Origin of the sequence: Limosilactobacillus equigenerosi DSM 18793 = JCM 14505 (genome assembly GCF_001311375.1) — a bacterium.
GTDB lineage: Bacteria > Bacillota > Bacilli > Lactobacillales > Lactobacillaceae > Limosilactobacillus > Limosilactobacillus equigenerosi.
Genome location: NZ_BBAS01000006.1, coordinates 1 through 25,520, shown reverse-complemented (window position 1 = coordinate 25,520; position 25,520 = coordinate 1). Strand labels below are relative to the sequence as shown.

Sequence of the window (25,520 nt, the reverse complement as noted above, 5' to 3'; positions counted from 1 at the left end):
ACACAAAAAAAGCCGGGGACAAACCCCAGCTCGTTTGGAAGCGAATTACTTCGTTTCGCGGTGTAATTGCACCTTACGTTCCCGTGGACAGTACTTGTTTAATTCAAGACGGTCTGGGTTGTTACGACGGTTCTTGCTCGTTAAGTAAGTCCGTTCGTGGCATGAAGTACATTCTAAAGTAATGTTAACCCGCATGATGTTACCTCCATAATTTTTCATTCACTGGTTAGACGTGATTTCTACGTAACCTTAACTTGTACAAGTTTATCATCAATTTTACGTTTTGACTAGTCCTTTCTCAAAATCTGTTAAGGAAATTAACTTGACAGTCAAATTAGTTGCGCGCTTTAACCATGTCCCAGTAGGCATTAAAGATATCTTTGGCCATATCAATGTTGGCCCCACTATTATCATTTGTCGCTCCATCAATCGCTAAGGCCACGACCACTTGTGGTTTATCTGATGGTGCATACCCAGCAAAACTCAATGTGGTCGTTTCATGACCTTCCGAGAAGGTTTCCGCCGTCCCAGTCTTCCCAGAAACGGATGGCGAAACGCCGGCTAATTGACGCGCCGTGGTATTGCTACTAGTTCCGTGAGTTACTTGATAAAGGCCATCATGAACCACATCAAAGTAGCTTTGTGGAATTGGTAAGTTCGCTTGCACTTTCGGTTTCGTGGTCGCCACAACTGCTCCGAGGCCACCCGTAGCGGTTGTTTGCCGGATCTGTTGGACTAAGTATGGTTGCATCCGCTTCCCATCATTAGCGATGGTCGACATGTATTGGGCCAATTGCATCACCGTATATTGGTCATAGTTCCCATAGGAAAGGTCTAAGGCACTCCCAATATTAGCTTGTCCACTGGCCCCTTCTAATCCGCGGGCTTCGTTTGGTAAGTCAATGCCGGTTGGCACCCCAAGCCCAAACATATTGTAATACTTCCGCATCTTCACAAAGATATCCGGATTCATCGATAGTTGGGCGCCCGGATGGTAATCAAACCCGGCAATCTTCATGACAATTTGCATCATGTACGAGTTTGATGAATAACCTAAAGCTTGCGCCGCCGTTAACGGAATACTACTCTTCCCTGACTTATTAAACCAGGATGACTTGGCCGGCGTTCCGGCGACCTTAATTGGGGAATCATACAACGTATTATTTTCCGGGGTAATCACTTTTTCCATTAGCCCGGCTAATACCGTTGCCCCTTTCACCACCGATCCCATCGTCATCGACTGGGTGATGGCTCCCGTCGTATCTAAGGTTTGATCCCCAGTCTTTGGATTCCGATCAATCCCCGCTAAGGCATAAACCGCCCCCGTATTTGGATTCATCACCACTGCATAGGCCCCATGCGAATAAGCAATCCCGGCAGCTCCGTAATGTTGTTCCAAGATTTGTTGGACCTTTTGCTGGAATTTATAGTCAATCGTTAAGACTAAACTATCCCCCGCCTTACCAGGATACTTAACCCGTTCTTTGGTCACGCGTTGACCATTCGTCGTAATCGTCGTGGTAGCTTTCGTCCCGGCTAACACGCCTTGGTATTGTTTTTCCAACAAGCTAATCCCCACGCTATCATTGCGGGCATACCCTTGAGCTAACAGCGATTTTAATTCATCACTTGGTAACCCATTGGTTGAGACTGTCCCTGTTAACGACTTAACTGCATCACTTTGATAATCGCGTCGCCAAGCTGTCCCAACCTTAATCCCTGGTAATTGGGCAATGTGTTCCCCAATTTGCGCAATTTCATCATCCGTCACATCATCACGCTTTAAAATTGTGGTCGATAAAGTATACGAACTATTCATCATTGCATACAATTTAGCCCGATTTTTCTCCGCTGCACTTAATTGGTACTGCTTAGCATGCTGTTTCAAATACTTCATCGCCAACTGATATTGTTGCGCCGAGGTCGTACTTTCGGCTGGATGAACTAACTTTAAAATAGCTCGATAATGAGCAGGATCAGCTAAGTAATAGGCCCGTTGATCAACTAGTGACAAGTTATCCGTATCAACTTGCAAATACTTACTTAATCGATTCGCTAACCGGTAAACATCTTGACTGCTGGTCCCGGAATTTTTAGTGTAAGTAATGGAACGTTGCGCATCATTACGAACTAAAGCGTGTCGATTGGCATCATAGATTAATCCCCGTTGCACATTGGCGGTCCTAGTTGTGGTATTTGAACTTCGCACCGCTGATTGGTAGTAATTACCATGAATGATTTGCATGTAGAAAAGTCGAATCACGAGCATCCCCATTAAGGCCACCGTAATCCACAATAAAACATGTAAACGCGTTGGCAAACTAGACAAGTTGCCAGCTTTAGGTGGCTTGGGGCGTGATCGAAAGTTAAAACGCTTCAACTTCACAATAAGCTCCTTATGATTTAATCCAATAATAGTCTATTTTACCGCAATTAATCTGATAATGGTAATTTGCGTGAAATAAATTTCACCGTTCCCCATAAAGCAAGTATAATGAACAGGTGACTTGCGATAAAGGAGAATGATAAATGAGACTGCCACGCTTTCGTTGGTCCCACGCTAGTAGTTGGGCCAGCTTTTTAATCCCCATTATTTTAATGGGCAGTTACTTTTGGGGCCGCCAAATGGCTCCCTTTGGTCCCCATAGCATTTTAACCGTTGACCTCGGTCAACAATATGTCGATTTCTTTGCTTATTATCGGCAGGCCCTTTTGCACGACCCGAGCAGCTTACTATTTAGTTGGCAAAAGGGATTAGGAGGCGAAATGTGGGGGACCAACGCTTACTATTTATTAAGTCCGCTTAACCTAATTTTACTGGCTTTCCCCGGGCGGAGTTTAAGCAGTGGGATTTTGATCCTCACCTTATTAAAATACGGACTGGCCAGTTTAAGCATGCACCACTTAATTACGCACCAACGTTTACAAGGACCTTGGCGCGCCTTAGCATTTAGTGTTCCTTATGCCATGTCTGGGTGGATGATTGCTAACCAATTAAACTTATTGTGGCTCGATATCCTGTGGCTGCTACCGCTAGTGATTAATGGTTTACTGACTTTACTAACTACTAACCGGCAGCGGCCCTATTGGCTGGCTTTGACGATTACCATCATCATTAATTACTACATGGCCTATATGGTCGCCTTATTTACCCTCGGCTTTGTCCTCTGGCACCTCGCGCTCGTCAAGCAATCCTGGCGGCAACGGTGGAAATTAATACTTAAATACATCACTACGTCCCTCCTCGCCGTCGGAACCAGCGCCGTAATCTTATTACCAACTATTTATGCCCTCACGATTAGTAAAGGAACCTATCACGCAACCAATTGGCATTGGCGCCTCGAATATAATCCAATTAAATTAATTGGTAAATTAATCCCGGGCACGTTTAATTTTGATCAAATGCCGACCGGCCAACCTAATTTTTACGTTGGGATGTTAATGCTGATGGGGGCGCTCCTTTACTTTTGGCGGAGTCGCGATCGCTGGAATGCCAAAATCATCGCTGCCCTTTGGTTAATATTCTTGCTGGCTTCGTGTGTTATTGCCCCCTTTGATTTAATTTGGCACTTGGGACAATTCCCCGTTTGGTATCCGGACCGCTTTAGTTTTTTTTAATTAGCTTTTGGCTTGTGTGGCTCGCCGCCCGCACCTTAAAACCAGGGCTGCGGTTAACCGGACTTGACATCGGCATCTTGTTCATTCTGCTCAGTTCCTTAACCGCCTTTTGCTTATCACCCCTGGCTAATTCAATGACCTACCTCAAACCGGAGTTCATTTGGACAGGCTATGTCATTGGGATTTTAAGTTTAATGGCTCTCTTACTAACCGATCCACAAGTTAAATTTTTCTTCATTCTCGTTGCGGTGGCCGATGTCACCTTCAATGCGACGTTAACCCTGAATAACCTATCGTATATTTCGCAAAGTGATTTTGCTAATTATACGCAAGCTTTGCAAACTACTAGTCGCCAACAACACCGACTTGATGAAACTTGGTATCGGGTTGCCAAAACGGTTTCGCGAACCAAAGATGATCCGATGCAAGCAAACATTAACAGTGGTGATGAATTCAGTTCAACCTTACCACCACAAATGGCAAAATTAATGACTCATCTTGGTCAGCCAGCCGGTGACGGGGTCATTTCCTATATTAGTGGCACTAGCGTCACTGATTCACTCTTAGGCATGAAATATTTGTGGCAACCAACTACTAAGCAGCCTTGGGAAACTAGTGTTGATTTACCCCGCCCAGATTGGCACCATCAACCACGTGCTTTGCAAACCAGCTTTAAGGTCACTCGTAATCCATGGACCTTACCACTCGGCTTTGGGGCTCAAGATAACCTTTTAACCCAGCCCGTCAAGACTGGGGATCCAATTCGTTACCAAGAACAACTCTATCAACGCCTAGCTGGTACTAATCAATCGTTCTTCAACGTGGCTAATTTTAACCAGGTGAACTTTAAAAACCTACCACCAACAACGCAAATTACTGGTAGTATGTTAGTCAAACAAAATCCCCACCAAGCCGCCACAATGACCTTAATCGTTCAACCGCGCCGGGGACAAAGTTCATATTTAACCCTCGGCAATCAAATCCTCGAACATGCCGAAATTCGGGTTAATGGTCGCCGGTATGACTTACCGAATTCATCCCTCGGCACGATTGTCTTAAACGTAGCCGGACCGAATGAAACGAAACCCGTCAAAATCATCGTTAGACTTAAAAATGAATCGCTGTGGCTCCAAAACATGAGTCTGTACCAACTCGACCAACTTAAATTCCGCCACGCCGCCCAAAAATTACAACGTGCTCCCTGGCGATTAACCCACGCTACTAGTAATTATTTAACGGGGTCGGTCAAATTAGCCTCTCACCAAACGATGCTCATGACCACCATCCCCGCCACTCCCGGCTGGCATGCCTTCGTTGATGGTCATCCGCGGCCGTTAATCAAAGTTGCCAATGCCTTTTGGGCGCTCAAACTATCTCCGCAGCAACGTCACCAAGTCACCATGATCTTCATTCCGCCCTTCTTAGGCTTGGGAATGCTAATAACTTTAATTAGTCTGTGGCTTGGCCGCCGTTATCTAAAGCCTTAAAAAAGACCGCTCACCATTCGCAAACGCGAATGACGAGCGGTCTTTATTTTGAATTATTTAACGTCTAAAATTTCAACGTCCATTGAACCACCAGCTGGTAATTCAACTGACACCTTTTCCCCCACCTTGTGGCCTAATAAACTCTTAGCCATTGGTGATTCGTTTGAAATCTTTCCTGACATTGGATCAGATTCGGATTCCCCCACAATCGTGTAGCTTTCCGGTTCTTCATCAGGTAATTCCTTGAACGTTACCGTCCGCCCTAAGGTTACTTCATCTGAAGCCACATCATCGTTATCGATGATTTCAGCGTATTGTAACATGTTTTCAATTTGTAGAATCCGTCCTTCCACAAAGGATTGTTCATCCTTAGCTGATTCGTATTCTGAATTTTCAGATAAGTCCCCGTAACTCCGGGCAATCTTAATCCGATTAATAACTTCTGGGCGCCGTACCGTCCGAAATTCTTCTAATTCCGCTTCAAGCTTGGCTTTCCCTTCTAAGGTCATTGGAAATGTCTTGTCAGCCATTTGTGTCTTGTTCCTCCTATGTTCAGTGTTGACAGTGATTAAAACCTTACCACTATTTGACTTAATCCGTCAACTATTTTTCAAATTGATGTCCACGGTTAACTAAGATATCCCGCACCTTGGTGGCTAACAAGTCAATCGCAACTTGGTTTTGTCCTCCTTCTGGCACGATGATATCGGCGTAACGCTTGGTTGGTTCAATAAATTGGTGATACATCGGTTTCACCGTCTTTAAGTATTGGTTAATAATGGAATCTAATGACCGGCCCCGTTCAACCATATCCCGTTGAATCCGACGAATAATCCGAATATCATCATCGGTATCGACGTAAACCTTGATGTCCATCAAGTCTCGCAACCGTTGATCATCTAAAATTAAAATCCCTTCTAAGATAATAATTTCTGGTGGATCGATGTGAATTGTATCCTTCGACCGCGTTGATTCAACGTAATTGTAAACTGGCATTTCAATTGGTTGATTATGCCGTAATTGATTTAATTGTTCATACAATAAATCATAATCAAACGCCAAGGGATGGTCATAATTAACCGCCTTGCGTTCTTCCATCGTCATATCGCTTTGATCATTGTAATACGTATCTTGCGTAATAATTTGCATTGATTCGCCATTTAATTGATCATAAATGGCTCGGCTCACCGTGGTTTTTCCACTCCCGGAACCACCTGTGACCCCAATAATAATTGGTCGCTTGTTATCCATAATTTCTCCTACCGTACTTCAGCGTTAACGGCCGCTTCTAACGCCGTCACTACTTTTTCAAAGGCCGCGTTAACTTGATCTTCGGTTAACGTTGCCGTCGCATCTTGGTACGTTAACGTGTATGCCAACGACTTCTTGCCCCCTGGTAAATTCGTTCCTTGGTAAACGTCAAATAACTTCACATCAACTAAGAACTTCCCAGCATTGTCATTAATTACGGCCAAGATGTCCGCATTCGTGACTGTCTTATCAACAACAAGGCCATATCCCGCGTCACACTTGGGTACTTACTAATTGGGGTGTAGTAGTTCGTGTCGTTAACGAGCGTCATTAATTGACTTAAATCAAGTTGGAAGACGTAGGTTTCATTAATCTTGTATTCCTTGGCCGTTAACGGATGCACTTGACCGATAAACCCAACTAATTGGTCAGCAACATAAATATCCGCCGTCCGACCTGGGTGCATGTCAGCGCGCGTTTGGTTGGCAACAAACTTTACGTCGGTCAGCTTCAAGTTGCTTAATAATTGTTCAACCATTCCCTTAACGCTAAAGAAGTCTACCGCCACCGGCTTACTTTGCCACGTAGCTGGCGTTAAGTTTCCGGTAATAGCCGCCGCTAAGTATTCTGGTTCATTTGGTCGTTCTTGACCAGCCACTGGCAAGAAGGCCCGACCTTGTTCATACAGCGCAACATCCGTATTCTTACGAGCCACATTGTAGGCAACGTCTAATAATAAGCCACTAATTAAGTTCATCCGCGCCGTCGTGTGTTCGGAACTCATTGGGTAGTCTAACTTAACTGGTGTTTGATCCGTTGCTGCCAACGTAAATTGCGTGGCTTGCTGTTCCGTTAATAAGGAGTAGCTAATGGCTTGGTTTAAGCCCAGCCCTTCCATGACCCGCCGCGCCGAGCGAATGAACGTTTGACTTGGGTTTAAGCCCCCCAGCGTATCTTGCGTCGTTGGTAAGGTTTCTGGAATATTGTCATAACCATAAATCCGGGCAATTTCTTCATACAAGTCCGCTGGCAAGCTAATATCCCACCGCCGGGCCGGTACGAGCACTTCAAGTTCATCCCCAGCCACGTTCGTCTTAAATTGTAACCGATCAAATAACTTCACAATTTCAGCCGTCGTTAAGGCCGTCCCTAAGACGTGGTTCACCCGCGTCGTCGTAATCGTAATTGGCGTTGGCGCTACTTGTGGTTCACCAACTTGGCAATCCCCTTGGTTGCGTGACCGTGCGCTAATTCTTGTAACCAGAAGGCGGCTTCGTCTAAGGCTTGCGTTACTAATTCCGGATTAATGCCCCGTTCAAACCGCATCGAAGATTCACTGTGTAAGTCTAGCCGCCGCGATTGCTTCCGCACGTGAATTGGTTCAAAAATCGCTGCTTCTAGGGCCACACTCGTCGTTTGATCATCAACCTTGGTACTTTCGCCACCCATGGTCCCGGCTAAGGCCACTGGTGTTTGCCCATCAGCAATCACTAAGTCGCCAACTAACAAGTCCCGTACTTCCCCATCTAAGGTCGTGAACTTAGTTGGCGCCGTAATTTCTTGCACATTTAATTGCTTGTCCGTTAACTTATCAAAGTCAAAACTGTGCAATGGTTGGCCATACTTCAACATGATGTAGTTCGTAACATCGACCACGTTATTAATTGGCCGCACACCGGCATTCCATAACCGCCGTTGCAACCATAATGGACTATCCGCAATTTGTAAGTCCTTAATGACCCGAATTTGGTACGTAGATGCTAACCTTGCATCGGCCACGTTCACTTGGATTAAGTCCGTGGTGTTTTCCGTGCCGGTTTCCGTTAATTCATGCATCGTAAAGTTGGCTGGCAAGTCGTACATCGCGGCAATATCATTGACATTGCCGTACATACTAAACATGTCACCCCGGTTCGGCGTTACATCGGTCGCAATAATCTCGTCATCAAGACCAAGGTAAGGATAAACTTCATCACCAACCACGGCGTCATCCGGCATAAACCAAATCCCTTCGTCATAATCCTTGGGCGCAACTTTTTCACTAAAGCCGATTTCTTGCAAAGCACAAAGCATCCCGTTCGAAACTTCGCCCCGAATCTTGCCTTTGCGAATCTTTTGATTGTCCGCAATCCGTGCCCCAGGCAAGGCCACAATGACCTTCTTGCCAGTCGCCACGTTCGGCGCTCCACACACGATTTGGACCGTTTCATCCGCGCTGATTTGCACTTGGCAAACATGTAAATGATCAGAATCCGGGTGATCAACTACTGATTCCACGTATCCAACCACTAACTTCTTTAAGCCTGCGCCAGGAGTAAAGACATCGTCAATTTCAACTGCCGTCCGCGCTAATTTTTCAGCTAATTCCGCTGGCTTAATACCATTTTGAGCTAGCGGTAAGTATTGATTTAACCATTGATATGATAAATTCATCCGTCTTATCCTTTCTGATTGAATTGCGTTAAGAAGCGCACATCATTTAAGTAGAAGTTCCGAATATCTTCAACCCCGTACTTCAACATCGCAAACCGGTCTGGACCTAACCCAAAGGCAAAGCCACCGTAAACTTCCGGATCAACCCCGGACATCTTTAAGACGTTTGGATGCACCATTCCGGCTCCGAGGGCTTCAATCCAACCAGTGCCCTTACAAATGTTACAACCATCACCATGACAATTGAAACACGTAATATCAGCTTCCACGGATGGTTCCGTGAATGGGAAGTAACTTGGCCGTAACCGGACATCTAAACTATCACCAAATAAGTTTTGGGCCACCGCTTTTAACGTTCCTTTTAAGTCGGCCATCGTGATGTGTTCCCCAATCACAATCCCTTCGACTTGATGGAATTGGTGAGAGTGAGTCGCATCATCGGTATCCCGCCGGTAAACTTTACCGGGCGAAATCATCTTCAACGGACCCTTGCTAAAGTCATGTTGTTCCATCATCCGCGCTTGCATTGGTGACGTTTGGGTCCGCATTAAAATGCTTGGCGTGATGTAGAACGTATCTTGCATATCCCGCGCCGGGTGATCCTTAGGTAAGTTCAACTTTTCAAAGTTGTAAACTTCTTCTTCAACTTCACTCCCCGTCGCAACTTCGTAACCCATTCCCACAAATAAATCGATTAATTGATCAATAATTTGTTGAATCACGTGCGGTTGTCCTTGCATCACTGGTGAGCCAGGTAACGTTACGTCAACCGTTTCATGGGCTAACTTAGCATTTAAGACGGTCGTTGCTAATGCCGCTTTCTTTTCATCTAATTGACTTTGAATTGCATCCCGCACTTCATTGGCTAATTTCCCAGCTTGGGGGCGTTCAGCAGCGGATAAATCCTTCATCCCACGTAACACACTCGTGATTTCCCCTTTTTTACCGAGGAACTTCACCCGCACGTCATTTAAGCTCTTTTCAGCATCGCTAGCTTCAATCGCTGCGAGTGCTTGGGCCTTAATTTCGGCTAATTGTTCTTGTAAACTCATTTCTTCTCCTTACTGGGGATACAAAAAAAGCCCCGTCCACAAGGGACGAGGCTTCGCGGTACCACCCTAGTTCTTGATTCCATTTTGGTCTCAAACACTTATTGATTGGTAACGATAATCAATCGGGTATGGTTAGTACCAACTCCGGAAGTGAAATTCACTAACTATGATTTCAATTAGCTCGCAGTTAACACTAATTGTCCCTGATAAACCAATGCTTAGTTACTAGTTTCCATCAACGTTTTTAAACATAGATAATTCTAGCGAACTGCATCGGGTTGGTCAAGGTTTTACCGCCATTTTTCACTCCAAACATGCACCGCGTCCATCACTGGCGCTAAATCTTGGCCTGCCGGCGTCAACCGATAAGCTGGCCGCGCGTTGGATTCTTTCACCACCCGCTCAACAATTCCTTCATCTTCTAACTCTTTTAACCGTGCACATAGTACCCGATCACTACAAGCAGGAATTTGGGATGCTAAGTCTTTAAAACGGGCTTGTTCTTGGTGTAGTAAAGCTTCAATAATTAAACCATTCCACTTTTTGCCCAACATTTCAAAGGTTTTCGCAAAATGTGGACATAGACAAAATCCTGTTTCTTCCATTCTTACCTCTTTCCTAACTTAAGCGCCGTATGCGCCGGGCGTGTAATTTACGACGCCACGGGATAAAGAATTCCCGTTGCGCTTCATATTTATCAACCGTCGACACAATTAAACCTTCCCAATACTTGGGAGCGGCTAAGGTCGAACCAAACATATGCTTTAAAATAATATCTTGTTCACACGGATTCAAGTCCGTTAGCTTTTCCGCATTCCGCAATGCGACCCGCGGATGAATAAAGGCATGCGTCCCCAAGTCAAATTTCGTTTCGCGCCAATCATAATAGAATAAATCGTGTAATAACCCAGCGCGCGCCGTACTAATGTAATCTAAATGCAGGCGCTTCGCAATCCGGTAACTATCATAAGAAACCGCAATTGAATGCGCTAAGCGATCTGAATGATGATGTTGGGTATAATTAGCAAGCCGTTGGACTTCGGGAGTTTGTAATAAATCATTGACCAAGGCACAATATTGCGCATCTTGTTGCCACTTGGCTGCTTTCATGGTCACGTCTCCTTTTTCATGCTTAATTATTACTTTTATTATACCAACAATTATCATTTTTGACTGCGATTAAGCATGAATTTAAACTATTCTTTAACTACTCCACAACACTGAACATTAAAATCCCAGCCGAAACCGCGACATTTAAGGATTCAGCTTGGCCCGGCATCGGAATATAAACATTTTTCGTTGTTAATTGTAATAAATCCGCTGCCATGCCTTGCCCTTCATTGCCCATCACGATTGCTAGCGAATCAGTCTTGGGAATTGCTTGGTAACTAATGGCCTCCGGATTTAATTCACTTCCGTAGACCGGAATTTGATTGGCTTGTAAGGCTGGAATAATGGTTGCTAAATCACCAGTTAATAATTGCAAATGGAATTGACTCCCTTGCATCGATCGTACTACTTTCGGACTAAAATAATCCGTTGTCCCCGTCCCGGCGATTACCCCCGCGAAGCCAGCTGCATCGGCCGTCCGGACCATCGTCCCTAAATTCCCGGGATCTTGAACCCGGTCAAGTAATAACCACTTTCCTTGTGTGGGCACCGTTGTTACCGCCGTCACCGGTAAGTCAACGATGGCGGCAATCCCTTGGGGAGTCACCGTCCCCATCACTTGGTGCATAATTTCGGGGGTCACTTCAACCACATCGGCCACCTGTGCTACAATATCGGCGTGGCGTTGTAATTCATCGGACGTCCCAATTAACGTTTCAATTGGTTGCCCGGCTTTAACAACTTCTTGAACTAGATGCCAACCGTCTAATAAGTATTGGCCTTGCTTTTGGCGGCCCTTTTTCGTACTTAGTTTCTTCCAATCTTTGACACGTTGATTTTGACTTGATGTAATTCGTTCCACAATCATTTTCCTCATCTAATTAATCTTATCTTTCTATCTTAATGAGAATGGAGGCGTTTGACAATGATAACCTATCAAATAATCGTTACCGGCCACGTCCAAGGGGTTGGTTTTCGCTGGAGTTGTGTCCAATTAGCCCAACAATTACAACTCACTGGGACCGTGAAAAATCTAGTTGATGGACGGGTCGAAATTCACGTAACCGGTAACGGAATCACCATCCACCAATTTTTAAAAACCATCCAAGCTGGGATTAACCCTTATGCGACCGTTACCAATCTAACCACTAAATCGGAGCCGCTCCAAGAATTCCCTAACTTTACAATCGTTTATTAAGCTCATTTATGGTAAGATATTGATTGTAATTTTGTTAGAATTGAGGAAGAAATTAAATGAAATTAAAGCAACTTACTACGCTCTCCGGCATCACACTCTTAGGGCTCGTGCTGAGCGGGTGTGTTCGGACCGATAAAAATGGGCATCCCTATGGAATGGTTTATAACTACTTAGCCAAACCGATGCAACACTTCATGGAATGGGTGGCCAATTTAGTTGGCGGTAATTACGGTTGGGCAATCATCATTTTGACGATTATCATTCGGCTCATCTTATTCCCAATTATGTTCGACCAAATGAAGAAGTCGACCTTAATGCAAGAACGGATGGCCAAAGTCCAACCACAATTAAAGGCGTTACAAGAACGGCAACGCGCCGCCAAGACGCCGGAAGAACAAGCAGCGGTGAGTCAAGAAATGATGAGTTTCTACCGCAACAACAACATTAGCTTGACCGGTGGGATTGGCTGTTTACCATTATTAATCCAGTTACCAATCTTTGCGGCCCTCTACGCAGCGATTCGGTACTCACCCGAATTATCTAGCTCAACCTTCTTTGGGATTCAATTAGGTCATTCGAGTGCCATCATGGCCATCTTAGCCTTTGTCGCTTACTTAATCCAAGGTTACTTATCCTTACTGGGAGTACCAAAGGAACAACAACAAACAATGAAAACGGCGCTGTTGATGAGTCCAATCATGATTTTGTTCATTTCTTGGACCTCATCAGCCGGCCTTGGTTTATACTTCTTTATCGGGGGGATTTTCGCCATCTTCCAAACGTTAATCATTAACATTTACCGCCCACACTTGCGGAAGCAAATCGATGCGGAAATGGCCAACCAACCGGTCGTAACACCAAGCACGGCCAAGGATATTACCGCCGACGCCGAAGAAACTAAGGTTGAACAACCCAAGTTAAATCGCAACGCTGGTAAGCAAAAATCAGAATAATTAATTCAACCCGGGCGTGAGTGAATCACGTCCGGGTTTTCAGAAAGGAAGTTTTTTATGCAGCAACCAATTTGTAAAGATCAACTAATTCTCCGTCAACCGGGGCGCCCAGCTACCTTGGCTGATGCACCGCTCGCCCAAAATTTAATGGATACCCTCATTTTTAATCAAGACCGCTGTGTCGGAATGGCCGCTAATATGATTGGGCAACCAGTCAATATCATCGCCGTTAAAACCGGCCCGCTTCAATTATTAATGTTAAATCCCATCATCACCAAGCAAAGCCAACCTTACCAAACGACTGAAGGATGCCTAAGTTTACTCGGTGAACGACCAACTAAACGGTTTGAACAAATTACCGTCCAATACCAAGATTTAACCGGTCAAACGCAAACGCTACCGGCGACCGGTTTCTTAGCCCAAATCATTCAACATGAAGTTGATCACTGTCACGGCATTATCATTTAAAGAAAAACCATCCAGCGACTTAACCGCCGCTTGGATGGTTTTTTTTGCTAATTAATTATTTTTGGTTCCGATGTAAGTTTTTAATCCCATTAACACGTAACCTAACAAAGCATAGGCAATCGCAATTACCACACAATAAATAACGACTGGTTGTACCCCATACTTATCAATGTTTAGAAAATAATATGGATATGGACTATCAACTGCCCCCGGAATGGCTAACTTTAACCATTGTCCATTGATGATGGCAAAAATCAGATAAGCAATTGGGACACTCATCCATTTAATTGGATCTAAGCGATCATAACTCCGACGACGGTCAAACATTAACGTATCCACAATCATCGCTAAGGGGGCAATATAATGAACTAAAAAGTTCCGGACATTCCAAAAATCAGCGGGCGCACGCGTGGTCCTAACATAAAGTGATAAACCAAAAAGGTTAAGGTGATACACATCATTACCCCACCTTTAATTCGTAACAGCGTCCGATGATTATTGACACTACCATCCTTAAATTCGGCATAAACTAGGTAAAACATAAAGCCAAAGACCAGGATATTGGACAAAACGGTGTAATACAGTAACATCCCCCAACCATCCTTGGCAATTTGCATACTAACCCCGATTACCCCAGCTAATCCAGCCACTAATCGGTACGATTGTGTTTTTGACATTAATTCACTTCCTTCTCAAATTATTCGTCGATTGCTTCAACGATTGGTAATTGAATCGTAAAGACTGAGCCCGAGCCAAGCGTACTTTCTAACGTAATCGTCCCATGGTAACCCTCAATTAACCGTTTAGCAATGGCTAAGCCTAGGCCGTTTCCACCCTTTTTCCGACTGCGTGCTTTATCAACCCGGTAGAACCGATCAAAGACTTTATCAATCTCGTCGTCAGCAATTCCTTCCCCATAATCTTGAATCCCAATTTCAACAAACTTCGCACTGCGCGATAATGAGAAATCTACTTCCGGCCGATTCGTGGAGTATTTCACGGCGTTATCACCAAGAATAATTAAAATTTGTTCTAAATGATCATGGAAAATTGGCGAGATAACTTCTTGATCCAAATCATCATCAATAATAAACGTAAAATCAGGATGAATCATCTTAAAGTTGTTATAAACTTGCATTACCACTTCCTTCACGGGGGTTGTCGCGTCCCGGAAGTTTAATTCCACTTGTTCGGCACGACTCAAATCAAGCATTTCTTGGACTAAATTATTCATCCGTTCCGTTTCCTTTAATGACGCTTCAATCGAGTCATTTAAGACTTGCGGATCATCTTTCCCCCAGCGTTGTAAGAGTTGCATATGACCTTGCACAATCGCCACTGGCGTCCGTAATTCATGTGACACATCACCGACGAATTGCGACTGTTGATCAATGTATCGTTGCATCCGATCTAACATTTGATTGAATAAAATCACTAAATCAGTTAATTCATCATTACTATCCGGCACTGGCACCCGGGCATCTTTAGTTGGATCGTCACTAATTGCTTGCACCGTTGAGCGAATTTCATCCAACGGCCGTAAAAAGAGCCATGATAAAGCGTAGCCAAAAATCCCACTAAAGATGACAACTAACAGTAACGTTAACCCCACCACAATCAATTGATGGTGATAGCGTTGATAATATTGATTTAAGTTGTTTTCGACTTGGACATACCCAATGATGCGGCCGTCTTTTAAACGAATTGGTTGCCGACCAATTAAAATCTGATGGCCATTCAACTTCGCTGTACTTTGCCACTTCACTAGCGTTGGTTTAAAGTTTGTATGCACTTGCCCAGATTGATACAAAACTTTTCCTTGTGGTGAATAGACAGCTAATTCAATTTGCTGTTTCCCCAAGCTTTGCACTAACGATTGATGAAAAAATGATTCCTTGGCTGGGAGCGTTTGTGATTGCAATTGATCCGCCAATTCTTCTCGCACACTAGTTGCCGTCAACGCTTGATTTTGATTGACCAACGTTTTTTTCAACATTCGTCATCGCCATATTTAACGCTTGTTGTTCTTGATGCATTAAATCAGATGTAAACGAAGTAAAAATGATAAACGTTAAGCCTAACGAGATAAGTAAAGAGCCCACGGCAGTACCGAGGCCCATTTTAAGCGTAACGAGAAGAACCGCCGTGAATTTACTGGTGTTTCATTCATTGCGGTCACCTACTAACTTAGGAACGAATAACGTACCCAGTCCCGCGCACAGTTTGAATGTAACTAGGGTCGCCGGGCCGGTCAATCTTATTCCGCAAGTAACGGATGTAGACATCAACGACATTCGTTTCCCCATCAGCATCATAGCCCCAAACTTGACTCAACAATTCCTTCCGGGACATCACGACATTAATGTTTTCCATCAAGATGAGCAATAATTCATATTCCCGCTTGGTCAAATTAATCACTTCATCATCACGCCGCACAATCCGGTTTTCCTTTTCAATGACTAAGTCCTTATAAGTCACCTTGGTTTGGTGATCACCTGCTTGGTCTTCTTCAATGCTAATCCGCCGTAAGAGCGCCCGGACCCGGGCCAGTAATTCTTCAATGGCAAATGGCTTCACGATGTAGTCATCAGCCCCGTGATCAAGACCAGAGACCCGATCAATCACTGAATCCCGCGCCGTCATAATGATAATTGGCGTATTCTTCGCTTCCCGCACCCGCCGTGCGACTTCCAAACCATTCAATTCCGGCAACATCAAATCTAATAAGATAACATCATAGTCTTCATTTAAGGCGGCTTCTAACCCTAACCGCCCATTTAAGGCCACTTTAGTTTCATAACCTTCGTGTTTTAATTCTAATTCGACGAAGTGAGCTAAGTTCTCTTCATCTTCAACAATTAATACTCGACTCATTTGGTCATACTCCTTCACACTAATAATTAAATCATTGTTTATTTTATCATATTCCTTTAACCTAGCGGGAATAGTTATAATAATTATCCAATCAAAATATAAGTTTACCATGTATTATACATATTAACTACATTTATAAATTTGAATATTAATAACTCGATTATACTAAATGATAATTTCAATCGTTTCCCTTAATATATCTACTAAATCTGATATTTTAATTTACTAAAAATTCTTGCTTTGTATAATACCCGCGTTATAATAATCAACAAATGGAGGTACTTAAAATGGAAGAGCAATATAAATTTGTTAAAGGAGATTTAAAATTAGCTGATACTCCAACTAAAATAGATCAACCTTTATCACTAAAAAAAGGCCAAAGAAATCGTTAAAAAAAGAACGTAAAATGATTTCTAAATTACAACCAATGTTGTATGCTCAACATAAATATGGGGTCGTAATTGTCTTACAAGCTCTTGATGCTGCCGGTAAGGATAGTTTAATTGCACATACCTTTTCGGGATTAAACCCCGCTTGGTTTGATGTTGTTAATTTTAAACAACCAAGTTCTATTGATTTAGATCATGATTTCTTATGGCGAATCAACCAACAACTTCCCCCACGTGGAATGTTAGGAATTTTTAACCGCTCTTACTATGAAGATGTTTTAATTTCACGAGTTCACCCAGAAATTCTTCTCAATGAAAATCTTCCGGGAATTAACAATTTAAAAGATTTAAATGAGGAGTTTTACGAATATCGGTATCAAGATATCCAAAATTATGAAAATTACTTAAATCATGCTGGTTATGTTGTAATTAAAATTTTCTTGCACATTTCAAAAGAAGAACAACTGCAACGATTCCTCGATCGAATAAATACACCAGACAAACAATGGAAGTTCTCAGCTTCAGATGTTCATGAACATAAATTTTTTTTAATCAGTATATCGATGCTTATCAACGTGCAATTAATGCTACAGCTACTGAGGAAAATCCTTGGTACGTTATTCCAGCAGATGATAAATGGAATTCACGAGCAATTGCAGCAACCATTATTCGCGAACGACTTGAACAACTTCCTCTCGCCTTCCCAGAAATTGCTAAGGAAGACAATGCCAAATTAAAGGCAGCCACTAAAGAGTTAAAGAAGGAAGATAAACATTAACTTATCTTTGACTTGTAACCATTTATGACTGGGTCTGGCTAATCTAGCTAGACTCTTTTTAATTAGGAGATTTTCATGAATCATATTTTAACATTTTGCAAAAAACAAGTAGTCCTAAGCATTTCTTTCATTTTAGCTATCTTGTCATGTTTTATCACTCCCCCCAGCAAAAGATATCTATCATATATTGATTATCGAACCATCATGCTTTTATTTTCATTTATGTGTGTAATCTCTGGACTACGCCGATTAGGTATTTTTGATAAAATGAGTAATTATCTTTTAACAAAGGTTAAAAATGAAAAAAAAGCGTTGCTATTGTACTGGTCCTAATGAGCTTCTTTTTGGCTATGTTCCTAACTAATGATATTACATTAATCACCCTCGTACCGTTAACGATTATCATTTTTCATCTGAAGCTACCGAAATGAAACGCGAACAAAAGAAATTATTAGTAATTACATTAGTAATTGAATCATTGGCAGCAAACTTTGGTGGAATGTGTATGCCATTTGGTAGCCCCCAAAATATGTATTTATACTCTTTTTTTAACATGTCAATGCTGCACTTTTTCTCAACAATGCTTCCCTTTGCTATCCCTGGAATTATCATTCTAATTATTTTAGTTAGCTTTATTAACTATGATAATAGTATTGAAGATCATAAAATTAACAATCTTCCAGAACCACATTCATCCACCGCCGGAATTCATAAGTTAATTATCTTCTTAATTCTTTTCGCAATTGCAATCGCATCCGTTGCACGACTAATTGATTACCGAATTGCGACTATTATCGTGCTAGCAATAACATGCATATTAGATATTAAAGCTTTAAAAAAAGTTAATTATATTCTCTTATTTACCTTTATTTTTTTTCTTCATTTTTGTTGGTAATATTAGCAATATTCACTTACTTGAATCGGTCATCAGAAATTCAATTAGACAACATGAAGTTTTAGCATCCATATTAACCAGTCAAGTAACTAGTAACGTACCAGCAGCGATTCTAATTTCTAAATTTACGATGAACGGAACTGGCATACTAATTGGGACTAACATTGGTGGAATGGGGACCCTAATTGCATCAATGGCAAGTTTAATCACTTACCAGTTATTAGGTGCCAAATATCCAGATACAAAAGGAATGTTCATTAAGTACTTCTCATTTTATAATTTTATTCTTCTAATTTCCTTTTACTGTTACTACTTGATTATTCATTAGAAATCACAACCGCCCATAAAATAAGAATGTACAAATGTTATAAGGTAAGCACTTCCCAACGAATCGTATTTAATTTGAATTATGCACCTTCTAAAATTCAAGGTCTATGTCAAATCCTGTTGGTAGACCTTAATATCGAGGATTAGAGGTTTTTGGCTTCTGATCCTTTTGTGCCATAAGCCAAAAACCTGTTAGTAGATTACCACTTTTGGCAATCCACCAACAGGTTTTTTTTGTAATAGTTAAGTGGCTCACCTGAAATCCAAAACTAGAAATCAGCTGGATTCTTATTTGTCAACCACATGTAATTATGATGTACTTACGTTATTACTGATTATTATTCTATAATTTTTTTTAGTTTCTTCTTGAATAGCTCGATTATCCAATTATTCAATTTGTGGATATTCCAAATTTAAATTTTCCAATCGTAGCCGAATTATTTTAGCAAAAATTACTCGATTTAAGAATCGTTGCTTTTATTCTTCCTTTAAAATGTGGAAAAACTTTAATTATTTGATAACCACAATGATTTAAATATTCTTCGTAATTCCGGATATCTTGATAACGTATAATATAAAAATCTTTATTTATATCATCTAGAGAATGAAGATTGGGTAAATGTTCATCCAATAAAATTTTAGGATGTACATATGTAAACTAGCACATCTTAATAGTACGATCGATTAAAAATACCAATCTCCCCACATACCAGTAATTGTTGATTGACACGCCACAAAAACATGACTTAAATCAACTGACATTGGCCGTTTAAAATTCACCACTGTTGTAGATATTAATTTAAATTACCATCAGAATGTTCAGATTTAATCACGCTTAATTTTCTCCTTTGACTGTAAAAATTCATATAATAATCCTTCGCGTAATCCATGATTAGAAAAGATTACTTCTGGTAATTTTAATTCTTGCAAAATAACCATTAATGGAATCCAACCACCTATAATGACATCCGCCCTAACTTTAGCTAATCCTGGGATATTTTTTTCTCTGCGATTGATTTAAAGACAACCCATGCGCCATGATATCAAAAATTTCCTGTTTTGGTAAATGCATCCCGTGCAATTCTAATAGTTCACTATTTACAGTGGTTAATTGACGCCGCCTAATTTTGGCAATGGTTCGGTTGCTTCCACCAATGACGATTAATGGCCCTTTTATATCATGATTTATCCACCCAACTTGTGCAAATGATGCACTTACTTGATTCATTGCCCGAAATAAATCAGATGCGGATATTTGGTCATTCAATTTAAAGGTTTGGCTTAAATTTACTGATCCCCAAGGAATGCTAATACGATGCTTCATTTTACCATGTTTCACATCAATTAATTCAGTACTTGCCCCACCAGTATCCATAATCAAACCCTTAGAGATAGGAAGTGTATTGCTAACTCCTAAATAATCAAGATACGCCTCTTCATCGCCCGTTAAAATTCGCAATTTAAGACCTACTTCATCTTTAACACGTATTAAAAAATCAGCCTGATTAGTTGCTTGCCGTACTGCCGCTGTTGCTACAGCTACAACATGACAGTCTGGTAGTTCCTCATAAATCATTTTAAATTTTAGTAATGCGGCCAATGTCCGCTTAATTGGTACTTCTTTAAGAGTCTTTTCAGGACCCATATTTTCCGATAAACGAACAAATTCCTTTGCTTGGTGGGTTAAATAAAACGTCCCATTCGCATGGAGATGGTTAATTCGAAGTCGAACTGAGTTAGAACCAAGGTCAATAACTACAAAATTACTCATCACTTTCCTCCAAAAAAATTGGTTTGATTATGATTTGTTAATGGCTTAAAGGTTTGAGTTTGCTGTTGCACCTTATATGCTTGATCTCGTTGCTTAGCTTCATTAGCTTCTAGCATAAAAATATGTTGGGCAGACCTAGGTGCCTGATTTCGTCGATTAATTCGCCGATATTTTTGGTCATGTAAAATTCGTGTCTTAACATTATCATTCCACAACGTATAAAACATTGATAACACTCGATCGTGCAAATCGTTTTCTAAAATTGGAAATAAAATTTCGACTCGTCGATTTAAATTTCTAGTCATCATATCCGCACTAGATAAATAAACATCATCCTTACCATTATTAAAAAAAGTGATAAATTCGGCTATGCTCTAAATAACGTCCCACAATTGAATGAACTTGAATATGGTCACTAATTCCTGGAATATCCGTCCGTAAACAACAAATTCCCCGCACTAATAAATGCACGTGAACGCCAGCAACACTTGCTTCATATAATTTGGCAATTATTCCTTTATCAGATAACGAATTCATTTTCATTTCAATTAGCGCTGGATGACCTGCTTGTGCATTTTGAATTTCTTTATTAATTTTATCGGTAATCACTTCACGAATTTGATGTGGTGACCGATAAAGTTGGTGCATCCGTTGATTCGTTGCGTAACCAGACAACGTGTTAAAAAGCTTTGATGCATCACTTCCAATTTCTCGATTACATGTCAACAGTCCCATATCCGTATAGAAACGAGCGGTCGAATCATTATAATTTCCTGTACCTAAATGAACATATCGACGGATTCCGTCTTCATCACGGCGAATTACTAAAGTAATTTTTGAATGAGTTTTCAAACCAATTAATCCATAAATTACATGGCAACCCATCTTTTCTAATTGTTTGGCCCAGTAAACATTATTATCCTCATCAAAGCGGGCTTTAACTTCAACTAATACCGTCACTTGTTTCCCATTTTGAGCTGCTACCCCAAGATTATGAACAATCGGTGAATGTTTAGAAACCCGGTACAATGTCATTTTTATCGCTAGAACTTGATCATCCACAGCCGCTTGATGAATGAAATTAACTACACTATCAAATGAATCATATGGATGTTGTAATAAATAGTCACGATCTCGAATTGCTGCAAAAATATCATGATGACGATTAAGGGCCGGTAATTGATACCCTTTAAACGGTTCATATTTTAACTCATCATGAGCCTCAATTAACCCTGGTAATTTTTTTCAAAAAGGTTAAATCAATCGGCCCATTAATTTCATAAATACTTTCTTCAGCAACTTGTAACTTTTTAACCAACCGCCGACTTAGTTTACTAGTCAAGCTCCCCGCTATTTCTAAACGAACCACCTTACCATGTTCGCGTGCCTTTAATTGATCTTTAACTGCTAGCAATACGTCCGAAGCATCTCGTTCAGCAATATCTAAATCCATGTCCCTAATTACCCGAAATACTAGCGTATGTTTGATTGTATAACCAGGGAAGAGTTTTGGTAAGAAGGCCATAACGACATCTTCTAACAAAATAAAACTATTCACTTCAGTTGGTAACTTAATAATTCGATCTGTGACTCCGGTCGGCACCCGAACACTTGCATATAAATTTTTATTATGCTCATCTTTTAGTAAAACACTAATATTCAACGAATTATTACTAATAAACGGGAAGGGCCGGGATGAATCATCCGCCATTGGTGTTAAAATTGGATAAATTTCATCATCAAAATATCGCGTAATGAAATCCACTTGCTTATCCGTTAACTTACCCATTGATTTAAGCTCAATTCCTGCTGCAGATAACAACGGGATTAATTGATTCTTATACGTATTATATCGTTTCTTCACCGCCATATGTTCAGCTTCATTAATCGCTGTCAATTGTTCTTTCGGTGTCATTCCGCTCATATCCATTGTTGTTATTCCAGCATCGGATAATTTTGTCAACGAAGCCACCCGAACCATGAAAAATTCGTCAACATTACTTTGCGTAATCCCCAAAAAAATTTACTCGCTCCAACAAAGGATTACTTGTGTCACGTGCTTCTTGCAAACAACGGTTATTAAAATCAATCCAACTCAATTCTCGATTTGTATAATATGCTGGTTTATCAAAATTTTCTGTCATCATTTTGACCTCTGTTGTTTTAAAATTGCTTGAATGCCATAAACTTCTTGGAAAAATTTAGCTTTATGTTCAAACGACCATTGTTCTAACGTCAAATCTTGATTACTTTTAACAGTAATAATTAATTGCATATCCTGTAAAGAAACACTTATATTATCAATTTTTTTGTTGATGAGAATCATCAAGTGCGTCTGCTAATCTAATGATTGCCACTAATTTAGCAATAGTTAATTGAATATCATTATCTAGATGTCGATAATGATATTGTTGTGCTGCTGGTGATTTTGAACTATGGTATCGTGACATTTCCGTTATAATCTGATTTTCTTCATTTGATAGACCAATAATCGGATTAGCTTCCAAAATATAGGCTGAATGATCATAATGGTGACTAGCGCTAATAAAGTTTCCAATATCACTTGTATAACACGCGATTTGTAATAGTAACTCATCCCGCGCTGGCAACCGATGCAATTTTTTTTCAGTTGCCGAAATAAGTGCGTAGCGAATTTGGCTACTTGACTAGCATGGTCTAAATTAGTGTGATAACGTTCAGCCATATTAATTACAACAGTCATGATAATCTGTTCGTAATTACTTTTAATTAAACCTTGTTGTTTCGATTGTTCAAGCATCAATCCCTCTGTTAACCCGTCTCGAGTAACAAAAAGCTGGGCAGGTTGGATATATTGAAAAATTTGATGAATTAAAACTACACCAAAAAAGAAATAATTTACGTAACCATCTGTAATATGATATTTGTCAATTAAATACTGATTTGGTTCACCAGTGACGTCTTGATAACATGTTTGTAATTTATCGAATGTAATTTGTTTAAGTTGCTCATCTGCCTGTAAAAAAGTTTGATTCAAGGTATCAGCTCCTTGAATTAGTAAACTAGCCGATGTTTGACTAATTAATTCAACACGTAAATATTCCAATTTCGTTTGTAAATAATCAAGAATCACTTCCAATGGATTAATTGCAGAATTAGACATTGAATCAATAATTGCCTCTAATTCCTCACGACTAATATCAACTCTCCACGTTCGTACTAATTCACGTTGTACGAACTTAGCTAAGGTTATCGATTGTGACTCTAAACCCATCAAAAAAAACTGTTGGCGTCGTGATTTGATTGGTATGCTGTAATAGATTTAACGCTGCAGTTGCTTGGAGATAAGCAACTTGTTGTAGGTCAAGTAATTCTACACATAACCCAGTTTTCGTTTTGATTTGGTCGCAAATATATGTAGCTTCGATTAAATTTATTTTTTGATAATTCCACCAAAAATTATAATCGCTTACGCCATAATCAGCCATCAACTGTTGTCCAGCCTTAATTGTAGATATAATTTTTGGTAACTCGTTTTGATAATCAGCAATTGTCGTAAACGGCGCCGAAGTTAAACTTTCAAATATCATTTGATGTTTTAAATCAATTAATTGCATTCGCAAATCTGTAGCAGATAAATAAAAAATGCCGTTAATTTTTCTGCCATAATCTCCCCTCCTATGCAATTTCTTTTATTATAACGCTGTTTTAGTTATGATTTCCTATTTTAGGACTAACTCCCGAATTTGTAACAAAATTAATTCCTTTGAAAAATCGTAAACACTACCTAACGAAACGTATTTAATTTCAATGATACACCTCCTAAAATTCAGGTTCTACGTCATACTGATAGATAATATTTAAGTCAACCATCAAGCAATAGCAAGTAGCCTTGGTATACTCCCCTTAAAGTAGACAAGGAATTATACAAAATTCTGTAACTGCTTTAGGGGGAGTTTTTATGTCTAATCGAACAAGTGAATACACATTAGAAGAGCGACTTAATGCTGTATTAAAAATCATCAAGTTTCTAATGAGTTAGGGATTAAATTTGGCGATAGTAAATTAGATCAACTTTCAGAAGATATTGAATACGACGAAGTCGTTAAAGAAATACGTATGCGTGTGGTTCGGTTCGTCATCACCATAAAAAGGACGAACCTAGTAAACGACAAGAATATTTGGATAGTTTAGAACAAATTATAGATCTTCATAAATTAAGCAAGCAATATTTAATATGTCCTGACTACCAATAAATACTAAATCAATGGCTAATGCAGTAATTAATGGTACAGTTAGGTTTATGGAGATAATTTATAATCGATTGGTTAATGAATTAAGAAAAGAAAACGTTATTCATATGGACGAAACTCCCTTTCGTGTTTTGGAAGACGACAAAGATATGAGTTACTTTTGGACCGCTAGGTCGACTCAATAATTTAATCGTCACAATATTACTCTGTTTCATTATTCTGCAACTAGGTCTGGAAAAAAATATTAAAGACATTGTTGGTGACGATTTTAGCGGAACTATTCTATGCAACGGTTATCCTTGTTACAGTAACAATCCCGTTGAACAGAGCATTCGACCAACTACGATAATTCATAAGAATAGCTTGTTCGCTAAATTCCAAATGGTGCTAAGGCAAATTTGATAATTTATACGATTATTGCTACTGCTAAACAAAATAATTTGAAAATCTTCGATTACTTGAAATACGTTTTTGATTAGTACACTAAACGTGTTTTACCAAAAGTCGAAGACCTTTTGCCGTTGAATGAAAATATTCAATCACTATTTCGCACATAATAGTAACGGGACCACCTGAAATCCAAAACGGAAATCAGGTGGCCCCTTATTTGTCAATTACGTGTGGTTATGAACCTACCTTCAATGAACGTTTAGAAATTGTTCATTATACTTTAGCTAATAATAA

At 40.4% G+C, this 25,520-nt stretch carries 20 protein-coding genes, 5 pseudogenes and 1 other annotated feature; of the genes and pseudogenes, 8 read left to right on the top strand and 17 right to left on the bottom strand.

Annotation, left to right across the window (positions count from 1 at the left end):
• Nucleotides 1-45 precede the first annotated feature (45 nt).
• Nucleotides 46-195: a 50S ribosomal protein L33 gene (gene rpmG, locus JCM14505_RS04105; protein WP_054653143.1), complete on the bottom strand. Its 150-nt coding sequence runs from the start codon at nt 193-195 to the stop codon at nt 46-48.
• Nucleotides 196-334: 139 nt separating this feature from the next.
• Nucleotides 335-2,386, bottom strand: coding sequence for a peptidoglycan D,D-transpeptidase FtsI family protein (locus tag JCM14505_RS04100; protein WP_225352263.1), 2,052 nt, complete (start codon nt 2,384-2,386; stop codon nt 335-337).
• Nucleotides 2,387-2,529: 143 nt separating this feature from the next.
• Here JCM14505_RS04100 and JCM14505_RS09995 point away from each other — a divergent pair, with 143 nt between their 5' ends.
• Nucleotides 2,530-3,618 carry a YfhO family protein gene (locus JCM14505_RS09995; protein ID WP_263848952.1) on the top strand — a complete coding sequence of 363 codons (1,089 nt, stop codon included), beginning with the start codon at nt 2,530-2,532 and terminating at the stop codon, nt 3,616-3,618.
• A 14-nt stretch (nt 3,619-3,632) separates the two neighbouring features.
• Complete coding sequence (locus tag JCM14505_RS09990; RefSeq protein ID WP_263848951.1) at nt 3,633-5,105, top strand: YfhO family protein; 1,473 nt, start codon at nt 3,633-3,635, stop codon at nt 5,103-5,105.
• 53 nt (nt 5,106-5,158) lie between these two features.
• Here JCM14505_RS09990 and greA read toward each other — a convergent pair whose 3' ends face one another.
• From greA to JCM14505_RS04060, 7 genes and pseudogenes are all read right to left on the bottom strand, one after another.
• Entirely contained in the window at nt 5,159-5,635 is a 477-nt protein-coding gene (gene greA / locus JCM14505_RS04090; RefSeq protein ID WP_054653141.1) for a transcription elongation factor GreA, read from the bottom strand.
• Nucleotides 5,636-5,708: 73 nt separating this feature from the next.
• Complete coding sequence (gene udk, locus JCM14505_RS04085) at nt 5,709-6,356, bottom strand: uridine kinase (RefSeq protein ID WP_054653139.1); 648 nt, start codon at nt 6,354-6,356, stop codon at nt 5,709-5,711.
• Between the two features lie 8 nt (nt 6,357-6,364).
• Nucleotides 6,365-8,789, bottom strand: a pseudogene (gene pheT / locus JCM14505_RS04080) (phenylalanine--tRNA ligase subunit beta).
• A gap of 5 nt (nt 8,790-8,794) precedes the next feature.
• Nucleotides 8,795-9,841 carry a phenylalanine--tRNA ligase subunit alpha gene (gene pheS, locus JCM14505_RS04075; protein ID WP_054653137.1) on the bottom strand — a complete coding sequence of 349 codons (1,047 nt, stop codon included), beginning with the start codon at nt 9,839-9,841 and terminating at the stop codon, nt 8,795-8,797.
• A 38-nt stretch (nt 9,842-9,879) separates the two neighbouring features.
• Nucleotides 9,880-10,089: a binding site (T-box leader), on the bottom strand.
• A 42-nt stretch (nt 10,090-10,131) separates the two neighbouring features.
• Nucleotides 10,132-10,446, bottom strand: coding sequence for a winged helix-turn-helix transcriptional regulator (locus tag JCM14505_RS04070; protein ID WP_054653135.1), 315 nt, complete (start codon nt 10,444-10,446; stop codon nt 10,132-10,134).
• 13 nt (nt 10,447-10,459) lie between these two features.
• Nucleotides 10,460-10,951: an HD domain-containing protein gene (locus JCM14505_RS04065; RefSeq protein ID WP_054653133.1), complete on the bottom strand. Its 492-nt coding sequence runs from the start codon at nt 10,949-10,951 to the stop codon at nt 10,460-10,462.
• Between the two features lie 97 nt (nt 10,952-11,048).
• Nucleotides 11,049-11,813 (bottom strand): TrmH family RNA methyltransferase, encoded by a 765-nt coding sequence (locus JCM14505_RS04060; RefSeq protein ID WP_054653132.1) that lies wholly within the window; start codon nt 11,811-11,813, stop codon nt 11,049-11,051.
• 63 nt (nt 11,814-11,876) lie between these two features.
• Between JCM14505_RS04060 and JCM14505_RS04055 the strand changes: the two genes are divergently transcribed.
• From JCM14505_RS04055 to JCM14505_RS04045, 3 genes are read left to right on the top strand one after another with little or no spacing between them, the layout of a single operon-like run.
• Nucleotides 11,877-12,149, top strand: a complete 273-nt coding sequence (locus JCM14505_RS04055; protein WP_054653130.1) for an acylphosphatase — start codon at nt 11,877-11,879, stop codon at nt 12,147-12,149.
• Between the two features lie 56 nt (nt 12,150-12,205).
• A complete protein-coding gene (yidC, locus tag JCM14505_RS04050) occupies nt 12,206-13,102 on the top strand; it encodes a membrane protein insertase YidC (protein WP_054653128.1) in 897 nt (298 codons plus the stop codon).
• Nucleotides 13,103-13,159: 57 nt separating this feature from the next.
• Nucleotides 13,160-13,570 carry a peptide deformylase gene (locus JCM14505_RS04045; protein WP_054653126.1) on the top strand — a complete coding sequence of 137 codons (411 nt, stop codon included), beginning with the start codon at nt 13,160-13,162 and terminating at the stop codon, nt 13,568-13,570.
• 51 nt (nt 13,571-13,621) lie between these two features.
• Here JCM14505_RS04045 and JCM14505_RS04040 read toward each other — a convergent pair.
• The 3 genes and pseudogenes from JCM14505_RS04040 to JCM14505_RS04030 form a co-directional block, all read right to left on the bottom strand.
• Nucleotides 13,622-14,247, bottom strand: a pseudogene (locus tag JCM14505_RS04040) (Pr6Pr family membrane protein).
• A 20-nt stretch (nt 14,248-14,267) separates the two neighbouring features.
• Nucleotides 14,268-15,740 (bottom strand): annotated as a pseudogene (locus tag JCM14505_RS04035) (HAMP domain-containing sensor histidine kinase).
• Between the two features lie 17 nt (nt 15,741-15,757).
• Complete coding sequence (locus JCM14505_RS04030) at nt 15,758-16,444, bottom strand: response regulator transcription factor (protein ID WP_054653124.1); 687 nt, start codon at nt 16,442-16,444, stop codon at nt 15,758-15,760.
• A 287-nt stretch (nt 16,445-16,731) separates the two neighbouring features.
• Between JCM14505_RS04030 and JCM14505_RS04025 the strand changes: the two are divergent.
• Nucleotides 16,732-17,611: pseudogene (locus JCM14505_RS04025) on the top strand (PPK2 family polyphosphate kinase).
• Between the two features lie 427 nt (nt 17,612-18,038).
• Nucleotides 18,039-18,506, top strand: coding sequence for an SLC13 family permease (locus JCM14505_RS04020; RefSeq protein ID WP_054653122.1), 468 nt, complete (start codon nt 18,039-18,041; stop codon nt 18,504-18,506).
• A gap of 1,152 nt (nt 18,507-19,658) precedes the next feature.
• Here the strand turns inward: JCM14505_RS04020 and JCM14505_RS10400 are convergent.
• From JCM14505_RS10400 to JCM14505_RS04000, 5 genes and pseudogenes are all read right to left on the bottom strand, one after another.
• On the bottom strand, nt 19,659-19,793 hold the full coding sequence (locus JCM14505_RS10400) for a hypothetical protein (RefSeq protein WP_369395434.1): 135 nt from the start codon (nt 19,791-19,793) through the stop codon (nt 19,659-19,661).
• Between the two features lie 19 nt (nt 19,794-19,812).
• Nucleotides 19,813-20,604 (bottom strand): Ppx/GppA phosphatase family protein, encoded by a 792-nt coding sequence (locus tag JCM14505_RS04015; RefSeq protein ID WP_369395388.1) that lies wholly within the window; start codon nt 20,602-20,604, stop codon nt 19,813-19,815.
• Nucleotides 20,604-22,748 (bottom strand): annotated as a pseudogene (locus JCM14505_RS04010) (RNA degradosome polyphosphate kinase). Before JCM14505_RS04010 ends, JCM14505_RS04015 begins: the two are co-directional and overlap by 1 nt.
• Before the next feature lie 156 nt (nt 22,749-22,904).
• The gene (locus tag JCM14505_RS10395; protein ID WP_369395386.1) at nt 22,905-23,213 is read right to left on the bottom strand and encodes a hypothetical protein; all 309 of its coding nucleotides are present in this window, start codon (nt 23,211-23,213) and stop codon (nt 22,905-22,907) included.
• A gap of 609 nt (nt 23,214-23,822) precedes the next feature.
• On the bottom strand, nt 23,823-24,200 hold the full coding sequence (locus JCM14505_RS04000) for a hypothetical protein (protein WP_054653118.1): 378 nt from the start codon (nt 24,198-24,200) through the stop codon (nt 23,823-23,825).
• Nucleotides 24,201-24,850: 650 nt separating this feature from the next.
• Between JCM14505_RS04000 and JCM14505_RS08680 the strand changes: the two genes are divergently transcribed.
• The gene (locus JCM14505_RS08680) at nt 24,851-25,021 is read left to right on the top strand and encodes an IS66 family transposase (protein ID WP_082405617.1); all 171 of its coding nucleotides are present in this window, start codon (nt 24,851-24,853) and stop codon (nt 25,019-25,021) included.
• The last annotated feature ends 499 nt before the right edge of the window (nt 25,022-25,520 follow it).